General features: G+C 63.9%; 13 protein-coding genes. 8 read left to right on the top strand and 5 right to left on the bottom strand.

What is annotated here, in order from left to right; all coding sequences use genetic code 11:
* The first annotated feature begins 280 nt into the window (after nt 1-280).
* A complete protein-coding gene (locus tag ASE52_RS13275) occupies nt 281-1,498 on the top strand; it encodes a D-amino acid dehydrogenase (protein WP_057226660.1) in 1,218 nt (405 codons plus the stop codon).
* Nucleotides 1,499-1,547: 49 nt separating this feature from the next.
* Here the strand turns inward: ASE52_RS13275 and ASE52_RS13270 are convergent, their stop codons facing one another.
* The 3 genes from ASE52_RS13270 to yghU form a co-directional block, all read right to left on the bottom strand.
* On the bottom strand, nt 1,548-2,474 hold the full coding sequence (locus ASE52_RS13270) for a LysR substrate-binding domain-containing protein (protein ID WP_057226658.1): 927 nt from the start codon (nt 2,472-2,474) through the stop codon (nt 1,548-1,550).
* Nucleotides 2,475-2,589: 115 nt separating this feature from the next.
* Entirely contained in the window at nt 2,590-3,222 is a 633-nt protein-coding gene (locus tag ASE52_RS13265; protein ID WP_057226656.1) for a glutathione S-transferase, read from the bottom strand.
* A gap of 22 nt (nt 3,223-3,244) precedes the next feature.
* Nucleotides 3,245-4,147, bottom strand: coding sequence for a glutathione-dependent disulfide-bond oxidoreductase (gene yghU / locus ASE52_RS13260; protein WP_057226653.1), 903 nt, complete (start codon nt 4,145-4,147; stop codon nt 3,245-3,247).
* A gap of 435 nt (nt 4,148-4,582) precedes the next feature.
* Here yghU and ASE52_RS13255 point away from each other — a divergent pair, with 435 nt between their 5' ends.
* Genes ASE52_RS13255 through ASE52_RS25120 form a run of 3 tightly spaced genes read left to right on the top strand, consistent with a single transcriptional unit; the run spans nt 4,583 to nt 7,157 of the window.
* Entirely contained in the window at nt 4,583-5,920 is a 1,338-nt protein-coding gene (locus ASE52_RS13255; protein ID WP_241776996.1) for a DUF3696 domain-containing protein, read from the top strand.
* Nucleotides 5,917-6,444 carry a hypothetical protein gene (locus ASE52_RS13250; protein ID WP_057226650.1) on the top strand — a complete coding sequence of 176 codons (528 nt, stop codon included), beginning with the start codon at nt 5,917-5,919 and terminating at the stop codon, nt 6,442-6,444. The genes ASE52_RS13255 and ASE52_RS13250 overlap by 4 nt, the downstream gene beginning before the upstream one ends.
* 5 nt (nt 6,445-6,449) lie before the next feature.
* A complete protein-coding gene (locus ASE52_RS25120) occupies nt 6,450-7,157 on the top strand; it encodes an RNA ligase family protein (RefSeq protein ID WP_082606864.1) in 708 nt (235 codons plus the stop codon).
* A gap of 164 nt (nt 7,158-7,321) precedes the next feature.
* Here ASE52_RS25120 and polA read toward each other — a convergent pair whose 3' ends face one another.
* A complete protein-coding gene (gene polA / locus ASE52_RS13245; RefSeq protein ID WP_057226648.1) occupies nt 7,322-10,120 on the bottom strand; it encodes a DNA polymerase I in 2,799 nt (932 codons plus the stop codon).
* Between the two features lie 53 nt (nt 10,121-10,173).
* On the opposite strand from polA, the gene ASE52_RS13240 reads away from it, so the two are divergent.
* The 4 genes from ASE52_RS13240 (at nt 10,174) to ASE52_RS13225 (ending at nt 13,420) form a co-directional block, all read left to right on the top strand.
* Entirely contained in the window at nt 10,174-10,533 is a 360-nt protein-coding gene (locus ASE52_RS13240; protein ID WP_010463577.1) for a hypothetical protein, read from the top strand.
* 103 nt (nt 10,534-10,636) lie between these two features.
* Nucleotides 10,637-11,587 carry a homoserine kinase gene (locus tag ASE52_RS13235; RefSeq protein ID WP_010463575.1) on the top strand — a complete coding sequence of 317 codons (951 nt, stop codon included), beginning with the start codon at nt 10,637-10,639 and terminating at the stop codon, nt 11,585-11,587.
* A gap of 158 nt (nt 11,588-11,745) precedes the next feature.
* Nucleotides 11,746-12,597: a BPSS1780 family membrane protein gene (locus ASE52_RS13230; protein ID WP_057226646.1), complete on the top strand. Its 852-nt coding sequence runs from the start codon at nt 11,746-11,748 to the stop codon at nt 12,595-12,597.
* Nucleotides 12,545-13,420, top strand: coding sequence for a hypothetical protein (locus tag ASE52_RS13225; RefSeq protein WP_057226644.1), 876 nt, complete (start codon nt 12,545-12,547; stop codon nt 13,418-13,420). Before ASE52_RS13230 ends, ASE52_RS13225 begins: the two co-directional genes overlap by 53 nt.
* Nucleotides 13,421-13,569: 149 nt before the next feature.
* On the opposite strand, the gene ASE52_RS13220 is transcribed toward ASE52_RS13225, so the two are convergent.
* Nucleotides 13,570-15,795, bottom strand: a complete 2,226-nt coding sequence (locus ASE52_RS13220) for a PhoX family phosphatase (RefSeq protein WP_057226643.1) — start codon at nt 15,793-15,795, stop codon at nt 13,570-13,572.
* Nucleotides 15,796-15,860 lie beyond the last annotated feature (65 nt).

The raw sequence follows: 15,860 nt of genomic DNA, 5'->3' as shown, positions 1-15,860 counted from the left end.
AAATCAGAACGCAGGGCCACTGTAAAAATTCGCGCCGCGATTGAACAATTCATTTGCACGGGTACGTCATGACCAAAAGTTATGCCGCTGATTTGGTGCACGCCGCCGCACCATCCAAGTGCCATTTCTGCAACTACACGCTGTTGTTCCGCGCGGCTTGCCTCCCACCGGTGCACATGCATAACTTCCCGGCATGGGCGCCCCCGGCATTGGCATTGTTCAAAGGCCAGCCCTCACCCTACATTGACTTTCAGTCAACCAACAACGTAGAACACACAAGATGCAGGTATGTGTCCTCGGCGCAGGCATCGTGGGCCTGGCCACCGCCTATGAACTCCACCAGCGCGGCATGCAGGTGACCGTGATCGACCAGGCCCAGCCCGGTGCTGGCGCCAGCGGCGGCAATGGCGCGCAATTGAGCTACAGCTATGTGCAGCCCCTGGCCAATGCCGGCCTGTGGCAACAGTTGCCCGAACTGCTGCTGTCGCCCCGCTCGCCGCTCAAGATGCGCCCGCAGTGGGACGTACACCAGTGGCGCTGGGGCCTCGAGTTTTTGCGGGCCTGCAACCGGCGTACGGCCGAGCGCAGCACCCAACACCTGCTGGCCCTGGCCGCACGCAGCCGCCACGGTTTTGAAGCCATGCTGCAGGCCGAGCAGCTTGACTGCAATTTCTCCAACACTGGCAAGCTCGTGCTGTACAGCACCCCTGCTGGCCTCGCCGCAGCGCAGCAGCAGATGGAACTGCAGCGCGGCTGGGGCAGCGAACAGGAGGCCGTGTCGCCCCAGCGCTGCGTGGAGATCGAACCAGCGCTGCAGCACTACCAGCGCCACATCGCAGGCGCCATCTACACCCCCAGCGAGTGCGCCGCCGATTGCCTGGCGGTCTGCCAGGGCCTGCAAAGGCTGCTGGCGGCACGCGGGGTGCGCTTTGTGCTGGGCACGCGCGTGGAGGGCTTTGTGCGCCATGCACGGCGCATTGCGGCGGTACAGACCAGCGCGGGGGCCATCGAGGCGCAGCAGTTCGTGCTAGCCCTGGGCAGCGCCAGCCACCAGGCAGCGAAGACGCTGGGCTTTCGCCTGCCCATCTACCCACTCAAGGGCTACAGCATCACGCTCGACACCACGGAGGCTCCCGGCGCAGCACCCCGCGTCAACGTGACCGATGCTGCGCGCAAGGTGGTCTTTGCACGCATCGGCCGGCGGCTGCGCGTGGCCGGCATGGCCGAGCTGGTGGGGCACAACGACCACATCCCCCCAGCACGCATCCAGAGCCTGTGCGAGTCCACCAGCGCGCTGTTTCCGGGCTGCAGCGACTTCAGTGAACTGCGCCCCTGGACCGGCATGCGCCCGGCCACGCCCACGGGCGTGCCGCTGGTGGGACGGCACCCCCACGCACCGGAGAACCTGCTGCTGAACACGGGCCACGGTGCGCTGGGTTTCACGCTGGCCTTTGGCACAGCGGCGCAGGTGGCCGCATTGGTAGCGCCCGCGGCCTGACACCAGACGGGCGCTGGCGCGGGAGCGCAACAGCGTCCCGCACAAAGCGCTATTCGGCTTCCCGCAGACCCACGGACTCCAGCGTCTCGGCCACCGCCTGGCGCATGCACTGCGTCATGGCGCTGGCCAGCAGCGAGCTGGGCCGGTTCACGGTGCGCAATGACTTGATGGGCACGGCAATGTGGGGAGCCAGCGCCAGCACCTCCACCTTGCTGCGGTCGGCCGACGCGGCCGTGCAGGTGTCGACCACCGCCACCGCATGGCCGTGGTGCGCCAGGGCCAGCGCGGCGTGGTAGGTCTGCACCGTGATCGCAGTCTGCAAGCCCACCCCGGCCTCCCGGCAGGCATGGTTGACCACCGTACCGATGGGGTCGCGCACATCGAGCCGCACCACCGGCGTATCCGCCAGGTCGGCCAGGTGCACCACGCCCGCAGCCACCAGTGCGGCATTGAGCATGCCCTTGGGCGCCACACACACCATGCGCCCATCGGCCAAGTGCTCTTGCGTGAGCGCGGGGTGAGCGATGGCGCTGAACACAAAGCCCACATCCGCCTCCTGCAACACCAGGGCCGACACGATCTGCGGCGAATGCAGCGCATCGATGGTGACCTTCACGTCCGGGTGCTTCTGCCGAAAGAACCGCAGCGCACGCGGCAGCACTTCGTAGCTCAGCGCCAGCACGCTCAGGATGTGCAACTCGCCCTCGCGCTGGTCGCCCTTGAGGCTGTTGGCCAGGCGCTGCACATCGTCGAGCTGGGTGAACAGGCGCTCGATGTGGGGGTACAAGGTCTGTGCCTCGGTGGTGGGCACCAGCTTGCCTTTGAGCCGATGAAACAGCGGAAACCCAAGCTGCAGTTCCGCATGGGCCAGGATGCGGCTGACCGCCGGCTGGGTGACGTTGATGAGGCGGGCCGCCGCGCTCACGCTGCCGGTGAGCATGACGGCGTTGAAAACTTCTATGTGGCGAAGGCGCATGGGGCAACGATGCAAGGAACGCGCCGGGCGCGCAATCCTTGAATCTCCCCATTGCGGAGACAGACTGCGGCAGCCCGGTCGGGCGGTTAGCTGGTGGCGGGAACGGTGCTCTCAGCTACAGCGACATCGACGGCCGCTGTGCCATGGCCGCGCGCCAGCGCAGCAGGTGCGGGTGCTGCTCGCCCGGCTTTTGCTTGACCACGCGCGCAAAGTCCACAGCCACCACGGCTGTGATGTCGGCCACGCTGAAGCGGTCGGTGGCAATGAAGTCGCGGTCCGCCAAGCGCTCGTTGAGCAACTGAAAGAATTGCCCCACGCGCACCAGCCCCCGCTCGGCCAGCGCCGGTATTTGCGGGTAGTCCACCGCGCCGGGCAGCGCCCGGTTGGCCATGGCGGGTGCGCTGTTGCGCAACGCCTCGGCAATGGCCAACAGGCCCTCGAACTCCATGCGCCAGTTCCAGCTGGCGATCTCGGCCATTTCTGCGGGCGTTTCGCCCAGTAATGCAGGCTGCGGGTAGCGCGCCTCGACATACGCGGTGATGGCCGCGTTGTCGGTCAACAGCAAACCCTCTTCGGTGCGCAGCGCGGGCACCGTGCACTGCGGGTTGATCTGGCGGTAGGCATCGCCCAGTTGCTCGCCATTGCGCAGGTCCACCTGCACGGTGTCGTGGGCCACGCCCTTTTCGGCGAGCAGGATGCGCGCGCGGCGCGGGCTGGGCGCCGTGGCGCAGTCATACAAAGTGATCATGGTGACGCCTTGCAAAAAACACTCAGCGTGCGGGTGAAGAAGCTGCTGCCGCAGCTTCGATCTTGTCCTGCGTCTTGGTGTCAAAGTCGCTGGCGTCATGCCGCTCGCGCAACTGGCTGGCCAGGTCGCCCTGCACGCGGTTCACCTTGCGCCCCCGCTGCACCGCCGGGCGCTTGGCAATCTGCTCGGCCCAGCGCACGACATGCGTGTATTCGTGCACCTGCAAAAACTCGCCCGCGTTATAGGCCTGCCCTTTCACCAGCAGTCCGTACCAGGGCCAGATCGCGATGTCGGCCACCGTGTACTCATTGCCCGCCACGTACTCCGTAACGGCCAGGCGCTGGTTCAACACATCGAGCTGGCGCTTGGCCTCCATCGCATAGCGGTCAATCGCGTACTCGATCTTGACCGGCGCGTAGGCATAAAAATGCCCAAACCCGCCACCCACAAACGGCGCACTGCCCATCTGCCAAAACAGCCACGACAGGCACTCCGCCCGCGCCGCGCCGTCTTTGGGCAAGAAGGCGCTACCGAACTTCTCAGCCAGGTACATCAGGATGGCGCCGGACTCGAACACCCGCACCGGGTTGGCCGGGTCGGTGCGGTCCAGCAGGGCCGGGATCTTGGAGTTGGGGTTCACAGACACGAACCCGCTACCAAACTGCTCGCCCTCGTTGATGCGAATCAGCCACGCGTCGTACTCCGCCCCGCTGTGGCCCAGCGCCAGCAGCTCTTCCAGCATGATCGTGACCTTCACGCCATTGGGCGTGCCCAGCGAATACAGCTGCAGCGGGTGACGGCCTACGGGCAATTCCTTGTCGTGCGTGGCACCGGCGATGGGCCGGTTGATGCTGGCGAACTGGCCGCCGTTTTCTTTGTTCCATTGCCAGATGGCGGGGGGGGTGTAGGGGAGAGGGTTGGGCATATGGGTACTCCAGGGAAATGGGGTTTGATGGTGGCTGTGTAGCCAGCAATTGCCAAACCAGTTTAGCGAGCCGACCTAATTGCTGCAGGGCTGGACGAATGTCCAGCCTAGAGGCTTATTTCGGAGACTCAGTGGGGACTCACGCCGTTGGCCTCATCCAGCTACGGGGATCGAATAGTGCGAATGCATCGACCTCAAGCGTGCGATGGCAGACGCTTGGGGCCTCAATAATTTCAAGGAAGAGCAGCGAGAAAACCAGAAGTCAGAATCATTGCGGCGACGCAACCACTGACCGCCTCCGGCTAGCGCCCTATAAACTGGCGTCACTACCACCGCAAAGCCAACTTTTCCGCCGAATGGCGGAGATCAGCAAAGATGCTCACTCACCTACACATCAAGAACTTTAAGGCTTGGAAAGACACGGGACCAATTCGATTGGCACCGCTCACCGTGCTTTTCGGGGCAAACAGTGCGGGCAAAAGCAGTCTAGGTCACCTCTTGCTGGCGTTGCAGCAAACAGCGCGCTCGACAGACCGCAAGCGCGCGCTACATCTAGGCGATACCTCATCGCTGATCGATTTGGGCACCTTTACCGATTGCCTACATGGCCACGACCTGAAACAAGCCCTTTCATTTGAGCTGGGCTGGACGTTGCCTAAGGCGTTAGATGTGCGCGACCCGCTGCAACCCGAGGCCCGCTATCAAGGGGACCGCATGCGGCTGGATGTGAGCATGGTCGCGAACAAGGCGCAGCAACCGGAAGTCCAGGGGCTGCGCTACGGGCTGTTGTCGGGTGAAAGAGAGGTAATCGACGTCACGCTTGAGCGAGACGAGAAACGCAAGCTCAACCTCACGTCAACTCGTTATGGCTTCAAGATGGCCGACGGAAGGAAATGGCCTCTTGAGGAACCCGAGAAGTTCTATCGATTGTCCGACACCAGCATGGCTCGCTACAAGAACGCCGGTTTTCTAACTGACTTCGCCTTGGCCGCTGAAAGCATGTTGGAGCGAATATCCTACTTGGGACCGCTGCGCAGCCATCCTCAACGCATTTATCAGTGGTCAGGTGACACACCAGCCAGCGTTGGCCAAATGGGCGAGTACGCCGTGGCTGCCATTCTTGCGGCACAGGGAGAAGGCCGACGCCTCAATCGGCAAGCCGGACATCACACTAAAGGTTTTGCAGAGTTTATTGCGGCGTGGCTTAAGGATCTCGGAGTCATTGACGACTTCGCTGTGCAGCCGGTGGCCGTGGGGCGCAAAGAGTACGAGGTGCTGGTGAAGACGCACGCCAAAGCACCGGAGGTAAAGATCACCGACGTGGGTTTTGGCATCTCTCAGGTGCTGCCAGCGCTGGTACAGGCCTTCTACTGCCCGCCACATTCCACCGTATGGATGGAACAGCCTGAGATTCACTTGCACCCGCAAGTTCAAGCTGAGCTAGCTGATGTCTTCATCTCTGCAACCCAAGCCCGCGAGGACGGCAAGTCGCGAGACGTGCAGTTGATCGTGGAGAGTCACTCAGAGCACTTTCTAAACCGCTTGCAGCGCCGAGTAGCCGAAGGAATGATCAAGCCTGCGGACGTGGCGGTGTACTTCTGCCGTCGCGCGGGGTCGGCTACCGAACTGGAGCCCCTGAGACTAAACGTGTTTGGCGAGATCGAGAACTGGCCGGAACACTTCTTTGGCGATGAGATGGCGGATATCGCGGGCCGGGCTCTGGCAGCTATGCGCCGGAAGAAGGAACTCAAGCAGCAAGGCGGCGAGCAATGAAAGTAGTGATCGATACCAACGTGCTCCTAGTCGCTAACGGCCAGCATGACCAGGTATCGGAGGATTGCGTAATTACTTGCGTAACGAGGCTGCAATCGCTTCAACGATCAGGGGTGGTCGTCATCGACGATGGCTACCGCATCGTGGGTGAGTACCACCATAAGACTAGTCTAAAGCCCGCGAAAGGGGTTGGCGACAAGTTTCTGAAGTGGATGCTTCAGCACAGCGGTACGCTTAAGGTAGAGCAGGTTGCGTTAAATGAGGTCGAAGACAACTGCTTTGCCGAATTCCCTGATCCTGCGTTGGAGCAACTGTTCGATGCATCAGATCGGAAGTTCGCAGCCGTGGCCCATGCCCACCCAGATAAGCCGACTATCTGGCAAGCTGCGGACTGCAAATGGTTGGACTGGTGGCCAGCCCTGAGAACCAAGGGTGTTGAGGTCGATTTCTTGTGCCCGGACGACGTCTGCACGGTTTATGGAAAGAAGTTCCCGGAGAAACCTGCACCCCAGCTGCCGGGCTGACTGCCATGGATGGTGAATTTTTTCGCTTTCCGCATACCCCGCACTTGGCTTGGCTGGGCAGAAACGCACCTCGGGATGACAAGATACTTTCGCCCACCGAGGCGCAAATTCTGCTGGCAAGCGACGTGGTGGTAGAGGAAAAGCTGGATGGCGCCAATCTGGGTTTTTCTCTAGCCTCGGACGGCGCCCTTCGCACCCAAAACCGTGGCCAGTATTTGGCCGAGCCGCATGTCGGGCAGTTCTCCCGGTTACCCTCATGGCTGACCCTGCATGGCGAGGCACTACGCAGCATTCTGACACCTAATATCGTCGTTTTTGGAGAGTGGTGCGCCGCACGTCATACGCTGGACTATGCAGCACTACCCGATTGGTTTCTGCTGTTTGATGTGTATGACCGGCGCACAGGTCATTTTTGGAGCAGCGCGCGCCGCAATGCGCTGGCGCGATCGGCAAGGCTAGCTACGGTGCCTCGGGTCGCATGTGGGCGATACACCGTCGACTCCCTAAAAGAGCTAGTGGTCACACGCTTAAGCCACTATCGCAAGGGGCCCCTAGAAGGCGTAGTCATTCGTCGAGAATCTGCACAGTGGTGCGAATTAAGGGCCAAGCTAGTTCGTGCGGATTTTACTCAGGCCATCGAAACCCATTGGCGCAAACGTACCATCGAATGGAACCGGGTTTGTATCTCACGGGAGGTGAACAATGAACCCTGACTTGCGAGTTCGCCACGCGATCTCGAAGGATCGCATCAAGGATTCAACAGCCTCACCGATCGATCAAGCAGGCTACCTTCCTTGGCTAAACGAGCTGCAGACAATGTTTTATGGCAAGCGTGCAAGGCCAAAGCACTCAGTATCCTCACGGCTGTCTGCCCGGCTCAATGCGCCTTATCCCAATTAGCCCCCACCCCCACCTCCGCCAGCAACGGCACCTTCAGCGCCGCCACCTCCGCCATCAGCCGCGGGATGTGGGTCTTGAGCCAGTCCACCTCGCTCTCGGGCAGCTCGAACACCAGTTCGTCGTGCACCTGCATGATCATCTTGATGTCCGGCTTGTGCGCGTCCAGCTCCTTCTGCACGGCCACCATGGCCAGCTTGATGAGGTCTGCCGCCGTACCTTGCATGGGGGCGTTGATGGCGGCGCGCTCGGCCCCGGCGCGGCGGGGGCCGTTGGGGGAGTTGATTTCGGGCAGGTACAGGCGTCGGCCAAACACGGTCTCCACGTAGCCCATGGATTTGGCGGCAGCCTTGGTGTCGTCCATGTACTGCTTCACGCCGGGGTAGCGCTGGAAGTATTTGTCGATGTAGGCGGCTGCGGCCTTGGTCTCTATCCCTAAGTTCTTGGCCAGGCCAAAGCTGCTCATGCCATAGATGAGGCCGAAGTTGATGACCTTGGCGTAGCGGCGTTGCTCGCTGGTGACTTGCTCTACCTCCACCCCAAACACTTCGGCAGCGGTGGCGCGGTGCACGTCCAGCCCGGCGTGGAAGGCGTGCAGCAGCGAGTGGTCGCCGCTCAGGTGGGCCATGATGCGCAGCTCGATCTGAGAATAGTCGGCGCTGGCGATCACGCGGCCTGCGGGGGCCACGAAGGCCTCGCGCACGCGGCGGCCTTCGGGGGTGCGGATGGGGATGTTCTGCAGGTTGGGGTCGTTGCTGGACAAGCGCCCGGTGACGGCCACGGCCTGCGCGTAGTGGGTGTGCACACGGCCTGTGCGCGGCAGGGCCAGTTGGGCGAGCTTGTCGGTGTAGGTGCCTTTGAGCTTGACTAGGCCCCGGTGCTCCAGCAGCTTGGCGGGCAGGGGGTAGTCCTCGGCCAACTTTTCCAGCACTTCTTCGTCGGTGCTGCGTGCACCTGTCGCCGTCTTCTTCACCACGGGCATGCCCAGCTTGTCGAAGAAAATTTCGCCGAGCTGCTTGGGGCTGCTCAGATTGAAGGGCTGGCCTGCGATCTCGTACGCCTCGGTTTCAAGCTGCAAGATGCGCTGGCCCAGCTCGTGGCTCTGGTTGGCCAGCGTGGGCGCATCGATGAGCACGCCGTTACGCTCGATGCGGTACAGCGCCTCGCTGCTTTGCATCTCCAGCTCGTAGATGAAGCGCAGTTTGTCATCGGCCTGCAGCAGCGGCCACAGGGCGTTGTGCACGTCCAGGGTCTGGTCGGAGTCTTCGCACGAGTAGGCAGCGGCCTTGTCCACCGGCACCTGGGCAAACGGGATCTGGTGCGCGCCCTTGCCGCACAGGTCTTCGTAGGTGATACCTTTGCGGCCCGTGTGGCGCTCGGCCAGGCTGGTCAGGTTGTGGGGCTTGTGTACTTCGAGCACGTAGCTTTGCAGCATGGTGTCGTGCGCATAGCCCTGCACCTCGATGCCGTGGTTGGCGAACACATGGCGGTCGTACTTGATGTGCTGGCCCAGCTTGTGGTGCTTGGGGTTTTCCAACCAGGGCTTGAGGCGGGCGAGCACTTCATCCAACGGCAGCTGCGCGGGCGCATCGGGGCCTTCGTGGCGCAGGGGGATATAGGCGGCTTCGCCGGGCTGCACGCTGAAGCTGATGCCGACGATTTGCGCACGCATTTCGTCGAGCGAATCGGTCTCGGTGTCGATGGCCGTGAGCGGGGCTTTTTGCAGGCGCTCCAGCCACTGGTCAAAGTCGGCCCAGTTGAGGATGGTGTCGTACACCACGGTGCGGTGCTGGGCTTCCTCTGCCACGGTGCTGGCCGAGTGGTCAGCAAACAGATCGCCGCTTTGGCCGGGCATGGCAACGGTGGGGGCTGCTGTGGCCGGGGCTGCAGCACCCTTGATCGCACTGGCCAGGCCCTTGAAGCCATACTTTTCGTAAAACGGCAGCAGGCCGGTGTTGTCGGGCGCGTCCAGCGTGATGTCGTCAAACGCGGGCAGACCGGGGATGTAGTCGGCCAGCGCGCAGTCGGTCTTCATGGTGACCAGCTGACGGCTCAATGCCAGCTGACCGCTGGCAATCGCCTCGCGCAGGTTGTTGCCTGCCACGCCCTTGATGGCGTCGGCGTTGGCAATCAGGTTATCGAGCGAGCCATATTCTTCCAGCCACTTGGCGGCCGTCTTGGGGCCCACCTTGGTCACGCCGGGCACGTTGTCCACGGTGTCGCCCACCAGCGCCTGGTAGTCCACCATCAGCGTGGGTGGCACGCCAAACTCTGCCGTCACGCCCGCCACGTCGCGGCGCTTGCCGCTCATGGTGTCGATGATGGTGATGTGCTCGTTGACCAGCTGGCTCAAATCCTTGTCGCCACTGGACACAATGACCTCAATGCCCTGTGCGGCTGCTGCGTTGGCCAAGGTGGCAATCACGTCATCGGCCTCTACGCCGGGCACGGCCACCACCTTCCAGCCCAGCAGGTCCACCACCTCGTGGATGGGCTCGATCTGGCTGCGCAGGTCGTCTGGCATGGGCGAGCGCGTGGCCTTGTATTCGGTGTACAAGGCATCGCGGAAGGTGGGGCCCGAGGCGTCGAACACGCACACGGCATAGTCAGCCGTCACCTCTTTGCGCAGGGCCTGCATCATGTTGATCATGCCGCGAATGGCGCCCGTGGCGGCGCTGGTGGGGTCACCCGGCACGGCCCGCAGGTCGGGCATGGCGTGGAAGGCGCGGTAGAGGTAGCTGGAGCCGTCCACCAGCACCAGGGTCTTTTTGTTGCTCATGCGGCAATTGTGCACGGCCCTGCGCCACCCAGGCCGCGCTCTACAATCGCCCGATGCGCGCTCTTTACCTCCTTTTGCTGCTGGGCATTGCCTCCGGCTCCGCCCTGGCCCAGACTTCAAGCCAAAATGTGCCCCAGGGCACGGCAGACAAGCGCGAGGCGCTATCAGAACCTGAGCAAGCTGCAGGCCGCTCCAACCAGCGCACCGAGCGCATCCACATCGAAGACGCGGGCAGCCGCGTCGATGAACTGCGTGTGGGCGGCCAGACCCAGACCATTTCCGTGCAACCCAAAACCGGCAACCTGCCCAGCTATGAGGTGCAGTCGCCCGACGGCGCCCGCAGCCGCGCCGGCAGCAACAACGGCGCAGAAACCACCACCGCCCCCCGCGTCTGGAACGTGCTGAAGTTCTGAGGCCTCCGCGGCACCTTCCAGCGCAGCCGCGCTGGCCCCCATGGAGCCGCTGTACGCCCTGCTTTTTGCTGCCAGTTTTTCTTCTTTTGTAACCCCCTGAGCGATGGCCGTCTTTACCGAAGTCTCCAACCACGAGGCGCGCGAATTGCTGCGCCGTTTGCAACTGGGTGAGCTGGTAGAGCTGCGCGGCATCGAGGGTGGCATCGAAAACACCAACTACTTTCTCACCAGCGACCAGGGCGAGTTCGTGCTGACGCTGTTCGAGCGCCTCACCGCCGCACAGCTGCCGTTCTACCTGTACCTGATGAAGCATCTGGCGCACGGCGGCGTGCCCGTGCCCGACCCGCGCGCCGACCAGAACGGCGACATCCTGCACGCTGTGTGTGGCAAGCCCGCCGCCGTGGTGAACAAGCTGCGCGGCAAAAGCCAGCTGGCGCCACAAGGCGCGCACTGCGCCGCCGTGGGCACCATGCTGGCCCGCATGCACCTGGCGGGGCGCGGGTTTGACCGGCACCAGCCCAACCTGCGCGGCCTGCCCTGGTGGAACGAAACCGTGCCCGTGGTGCTGCCGCACATTGACCCGGCCCAGGCCGCCTTGCTGCGGTCCGAGCTGGCCTACCAGAACCATGTGGCCGCCAGCGCCGCGTATGCCGCCCTGCCCCAGGGCCCCGTCCACGCGGACCTGTTCCGTGACAACGTGATGTTCGACGGCGAAGAACTCACGGGCTTCTTCGACTTCTACTTTGCGGGTGTGGACACCTGGCTTTTCGATCTGGCGGTGTGCCTGAACGACTGGTGCATCGACCTGGCGACGGGCCAACACGATGCCGGGCGCGCCACCCGCATGCTGGATGCCTACCAGGTGGTACGCCCCCTCACCGCCGCCGAACGCGAACTGCTGCCCGCCATGCTGCGCGCGGGGGCCTTGCGGTTCTGGATCTCGCGCCTGTGGGATTTCTACCTGCCGCGCGAGGCCTCCATGCTCACGCCGCACGACCCTACTCACTTTGAGCGGGTCCTGCGCGCCCGCATTGCCTACCCCGTGCAAGCCTGACCACGGCGCCAGCGCCTTCGCGGCGCGTGGCGGATCCCTTGCGCAGCGGCCGGAATGGGCCGCTGGGGTAAATTCCAAGCTATTGCACTGCCACGGGTGGCCTCCCGGCTGCTGGCAGTGCCCGGGCGCAGGCCCCACTTTTTCTCTCCAGCACCTTCATGAAACTCCACATCGTCCCCGCCCGCACCGGCATGGCCTGGGTCAAGCTTGGCATCCGGACGTTCTGGCAGCAGCCCATGGCCCTGGCAGCGCTGTTTTTCATGACCATGGCGGTCATGTCGCTCACCACCTTGATTCCCCTGGTGGGCCCCGCCGTCGCACTGATGATGTTGCCGTCGGCCACCTTGGCCATGATGGTGGCAGCGGCGCAAGCCTCGCAGGGGCGCTTTCCCACACCGGCCGTGCTGCTGGTGGCGTTTCGCACCGGGCAGCAACGGCTGCGCGACATGCTGGTGCTAGGCGCCTTGTATGCCGTGGGTTTCCTCGCGGTGATGGGGTTGTCGGCCTTGCTCGATGGCGGGCAATTTGCCAAGGTGTACCTGGGCGGCGCCCCGCTGACCAAGGAGGTAGCGGAAGACCCTGCCTTCCAGAGCGCCATGTGGCTCTCCATGGTGCTGTACCTGCCGCTGTCGCTGCTGTTCTGGCATGCCCCGGGGCTGGTGCACTGGCATGGTGTGCCGCCGGTCAAGGCCCTGTTCTTCAGCATCGTGGCCTGCGTGCGCAACTTCGGCGCTTTCTTGGTCTACGGCCTGGGCTGGCTGGGCGTGTTTCTGCTGGGAGGGCTGGTGGTGACGCTGGTCTCGGCGCTGCTTGCGGGGGCGGGGCTTGCAGGATCGGCGGCTGGCGGCATCATGGTGGGTGCCGCGTTGATGATGGCGGCGATGTTCTTCACGTCGGTGGTGTTCACCTTCCGTGACAGCTTCGAGCCCCCTTCGACCCCTGCATCCGAGGCGCCCCATGACGCACCACCCGCACCACCATCCGACACCCCAGCTCCTGGGCCGAACTGAAGAGGAACTTCTCTGGCACCAGCGGCGCAGCCTGCTGCAGGCGGCTGGCGCTTGGATGGCCACCGGCGGATGGGCTACCGCCCAGGCGCAGTCTGGCAGCAACATCGTTGAAGTGCGGGGGGATGTGCTGCGCAATGGCCAGCCGCTGACCGCCCGCCACAGCATTGCCGCCGGTGACCGCATCGAGACCGGCCCCGGCTCCACCGCCGTCTTCACCGTGGGCAACAGCGCTTTCATGCTCCGGCAGAACACGCGCATGGCGCTGGAGGGCGACACGCCCACCGCAGTCAAGGTCCTGCGGGTGCTAACCGGCGCGGTGGCCAGCGTCTGGGGGCAAGGTACAGAAAGGCAAGTGATCCTGCCCACCGCCACGGCAGGCATCCGGGGCACAGGTGTGTATGCCGAGGTGTTCCCCGAGCTGGAGCACCGGGGCTATTTCTGCAATTGTTATGGAACAGTGGACCTGGCCGCCGGCAGCGAAAACATCGTCAGCCAGTCCGTTTACCACCAGTCGTTCTGGGCCGAACCTGCACCGCGCGATGGCCGCCTTCTGACGCCTGCGGGTGCCATCAACCACACCGACGAAGAGCTGGAGTTTCTGGCCAGCCTCATCGGCCAGCGCACGGCATGGCAGATTGCCGGGCGCAAGGGCACCAAGGATGGCAGCGGGCAAATGAGCTATCCCTCGGCGCCCGGTGGCAGTGCGCCGACCGCACCACCCGCACCTGCATCACCCGCTTTGCCCCCACCGACACCCGCGCCCTTGCCACCTGCGCCAGTGTCCCGCGCCCGTCCGCCTTCGCCCTACGGCGCAGACTACTGACACCCCACACAACACCAGGCAGGCCGCAAGCCAGAGGCGCAGCCAAAACGGCAGCCCAAAAAGAAAGGGCCAGCCCGATGGCTGGCCCGCATGCAAAGGGAGTGAGGAGCGAACCTCTCACACAGCCCGCAGCCCCCGATGCAACCCGATCAGGTACCGATGTTGCCGCCGTCGTTCTTCGTGATCACGATGGTGGCCGAACGGGGGCGCTTGCCCGCGCCGTAGCCGGCATTGGCAGGCCACTGGCTCTGGTACTTGGCCGGGTCGGCCAGGTTGGCCATGCCGGTGGATTCACCCGGGTGCTGGATATTCACGAAAATCGTCTTGCCGTCCGGCGTTTCGGTCAGGCCCGTGATCTCGCAACCCTTGGGACCCACCAGGAAGCGCTTGAGCGTGTCGGCCGTGGCCGCCTTGCCCACGGGCGAGACGATGTCGAACTTGGTGCCGTCCGCCTTGGTGTAGGTCAGCGTCTTCTTGCCGCCGTCGCCCACTTGGCCGGGCACCGCGGCCAGCATCATGCAGTTGCTGGCGTCGGTGTAGGCGCCGTCATCGGTCTGGATCCAGCAGATGCCCGTGGCCTTGCTGAAGGCCAGGCCGTCGGGGCTGGAGAAGTCCTGGTCGTCCGTCAGGGCCGAAATATTGATCAGCGTCTTGTCGGCACTGGCTTCGGCGCCGAACAGGTACACGTCCCAGGTGAAGGCGGAGATCGACGAGCCTTCCTTCAGGCGCACCATGTGGCCGTTGGGGTTGCCGTCCTGCTTGGTGGTGCCCTTCATGTCGGTGTAGGCACGTGGGTTGGCCGCATCGGGCAGGTACTGGCCGCTGCCGGGGTTGGCGCTGCGGGCACTGTTGTTGGTCAGTGTGAAGTACACCTCGCCATTGGCGGGGTTCACGGCATTCCACTCGGGGCGGTCCATCTTCGTGGCACCCACGGCGTCAGCGGCCAGACGGGTGTTGATGACGATGTCGGCCGCGTCGGCGAACTTGTACGTGGCATAGCCGCTGATGGCGGTGTTGGTGAGCGACAGCTCCACCCAGCTGCCGGTGCCGTCGGCGTTGAACTTGGCTGCGTACAGCTTGCCGCTGTCCAGGTACTTGTCGCCGATGGCCAGGCGGTCGTTGGCGTTGGCGTCGGCCGGGTTCCACGTGGCGGTGGACACGAACTTGTAGATGTACTCGCCGCGCGAATCGTCGCCCATGTAGATGGACAGAGGCTGGCCGGCCACCACCTTGCCGAACGCTGCGCTCTCGTGCGCGAAGCGGCCCAGGCCGGTGCGCTTCTTGGCCATGCGGGTCTTGTCATAGGCATCGATCTCGACGATGTAGCCCATGCCGTTCATCTCGTTGCGGTAGTCGTCCGTGCCGTCCACCGAGGTGCCGGTCTTGCTGTTGTTCCAGCGCTGGTACTTGTCGTCCGCGCCGCCGCTTTCCCAGCCGTGGCGCGATGCGGCGCCCTGGTTGCGGCCATAGCGCTTGAGGGCCGTCACAGTCTTGTCGTTGCCGCGTGCGGCGTCGTCTGCGGCGCCGCGTGTGAAGTAGCCAAACCAGTTTTCTTCACCGGTCAGGAAGGTGCCCCAGGGCGTCTTGCCCGTGCCGCAGTTGTTCAGCGTGCCGCGGGTGGTGGTGCCGGTGGGCGAGAACTTGGTGAACAGTTGCGCGCTGCCGCGGGCCGGGCCCGAAATCTCGATGGGGCTGAGCGACGTGAGGCGGAAGTTCAGCGCAGAGTTCTGCGCGTAAGCCCACTTGCCACCCGACTTGGCCACTTCGATCACGGCGATGCCGTGGATGGCCGTTTCCTTGTCGATTTCCGCTGCGGGGCGGGGCAAGGTGGTGGTACCGCCGTTGGCGTGCAGGAAGTACGAAGACAGCTTCTCGTCGGTGGTGGCTTCGTGGTTGATGGCCAGCAAACCGCGTTCGATGGCGTTGTCGTTGCGCTTGCCGTCGGTGCCCAGGCCAAACCACTCCATGCCGTCATGGTGGTCGCCAGCGCGCTTGTCGAAGTCGCCGTCGGTGCCGTCGTTCTTGTACGCAGCCACGCCTGCGGCAATGGGGTCGCCCAGTGCAAAGATCACGCTGGCGGTATAGCCCGCAGGCACAGCCACCACGTCGGCCAGGCTCTTGGGCACGGCGCCGAAGCCCAGCAGCTTGGGGCCGGCAGGTGGAGGCGTGACTGCAGGATCATCGCTGCCGCCGCAGGCCGATACGCCAAATCCGGCCAGCATGGCCGTGCCTACCGAGCCCACGCTGCCACGCAGCACGCCACGGCGCGACAGACGGGCGCCCAGCACCGAGTCGAACGTGGGGTTGGCGGAGGTGTTGGCGTTCTCGTTGTTGAAATCAATGGCCAGCTCTGGCGCATCCACACGGTGGGTCATGGGGGTTCCTCGGGTTGTTGGTTACAAAACCCATGGAGCGTAGAAACCACGGGTGACATCACCGT

The sequence above is a fragment of the Acidovorax sp. Root275 genome (genome assembly GCF_001428965.1).
GTDB lineage: Bacteria > Pseudomonadota > Gammaproteobacteria > Burkholderiales > Burkholderiaceae_C > Acidovorax > Acidovorax radicis.
This window is presented reverse-complemented; position numbering and strand designations above follow the sequence as displayed.

Excerpts from the sequence above, each read along its gene's own strand:
- ASE52_RS13275 (WP_057226660.1), top strand. The coding sequence starts at position 281 with ATGCAGGTATGTGTCCTCGGCGCAGGCATCGTGGGCCTGGCCACCGCC.
- ASE52_RS13270 (WP_057226658.1), bottom strand. The coding sequence starts at position 2,474 with ATGCGCCTTCGCCACATAGAAGTTTTCAACGCCGTCATGCTCACCGGC.
- ASE52_RS13265 (WP_057226656.1), bottom strand. The coding sequence starts at position 3,222 with ATGATCACTTTGTATGACTGCGCCACGGCGCCCAGCCCGCGCCGCGCG.
- yghU (WP_057226653.1), bottom strand. The coding sequence starts at position 4,147 with ATGCCCAACCCTCTCCCCTACACCCCCCCCGCCATCTGGCAATGGAAC.
- ASE52_RS13250 (WP_057226650.1), top strand. The coding sequence starts at position 5,917 with ATGAAAGTAGTGATCGATACCAACGTGCTCCTAGTCGCTAACGGCCAG.
- ASE52_RS25120 (WP_082606864.1), top strand. The coding sequence starts at position 6,450 with ATGGATGGTGAATTTTTTCGCTTTCCGCATACCCCGCACTTGGCTTGG.
- polA (WP_057226648.1), bottom strand. The coding sequence starts at position 10,120 with ATGAGCAACAAAAAGACCCTGGTGCTGGTGGACGGCTCCAGCTACCTC.
- ASE52_RS13240 (WP_010463577.1), top strand. The coding sequence starts at position 10,174 with ATGCGCGCTCTTTACCTCCTTTTGCTGCTGGGCATTGCCTCCGGCTCC.
- ASE52_RS13235 (WP_010463575.1), top strand. The coding sequence starts at position 10,637 with ATGGCCGTCTTTACCGAAGTCTCCAACCACGAGGCGCGCGAATTGCTG.
- ASE52_RS13230 (WP_057226646.1), top strand. The coding sequence starts at position 11,746 with ATGAAACTCCACATCGTCCCCGCCCGCACCGGCATGGCCTGGGTCAAG.
- ASE52_RS13225 (WP_057226644.1), top strand. The coding sequence starts at position 12,545 with ATGACGCACCACCCGCACCACCATCCGACACCCCAGCTCCTGGGCCGA.
- ASE52_RS13220 (WP_057226643.1), bottom strand. The coding sequence starts at position 15,795 with ATGACCCACCGTGTGGATGCGCCAGAGCTGGCCATTGATTTCAACAAC.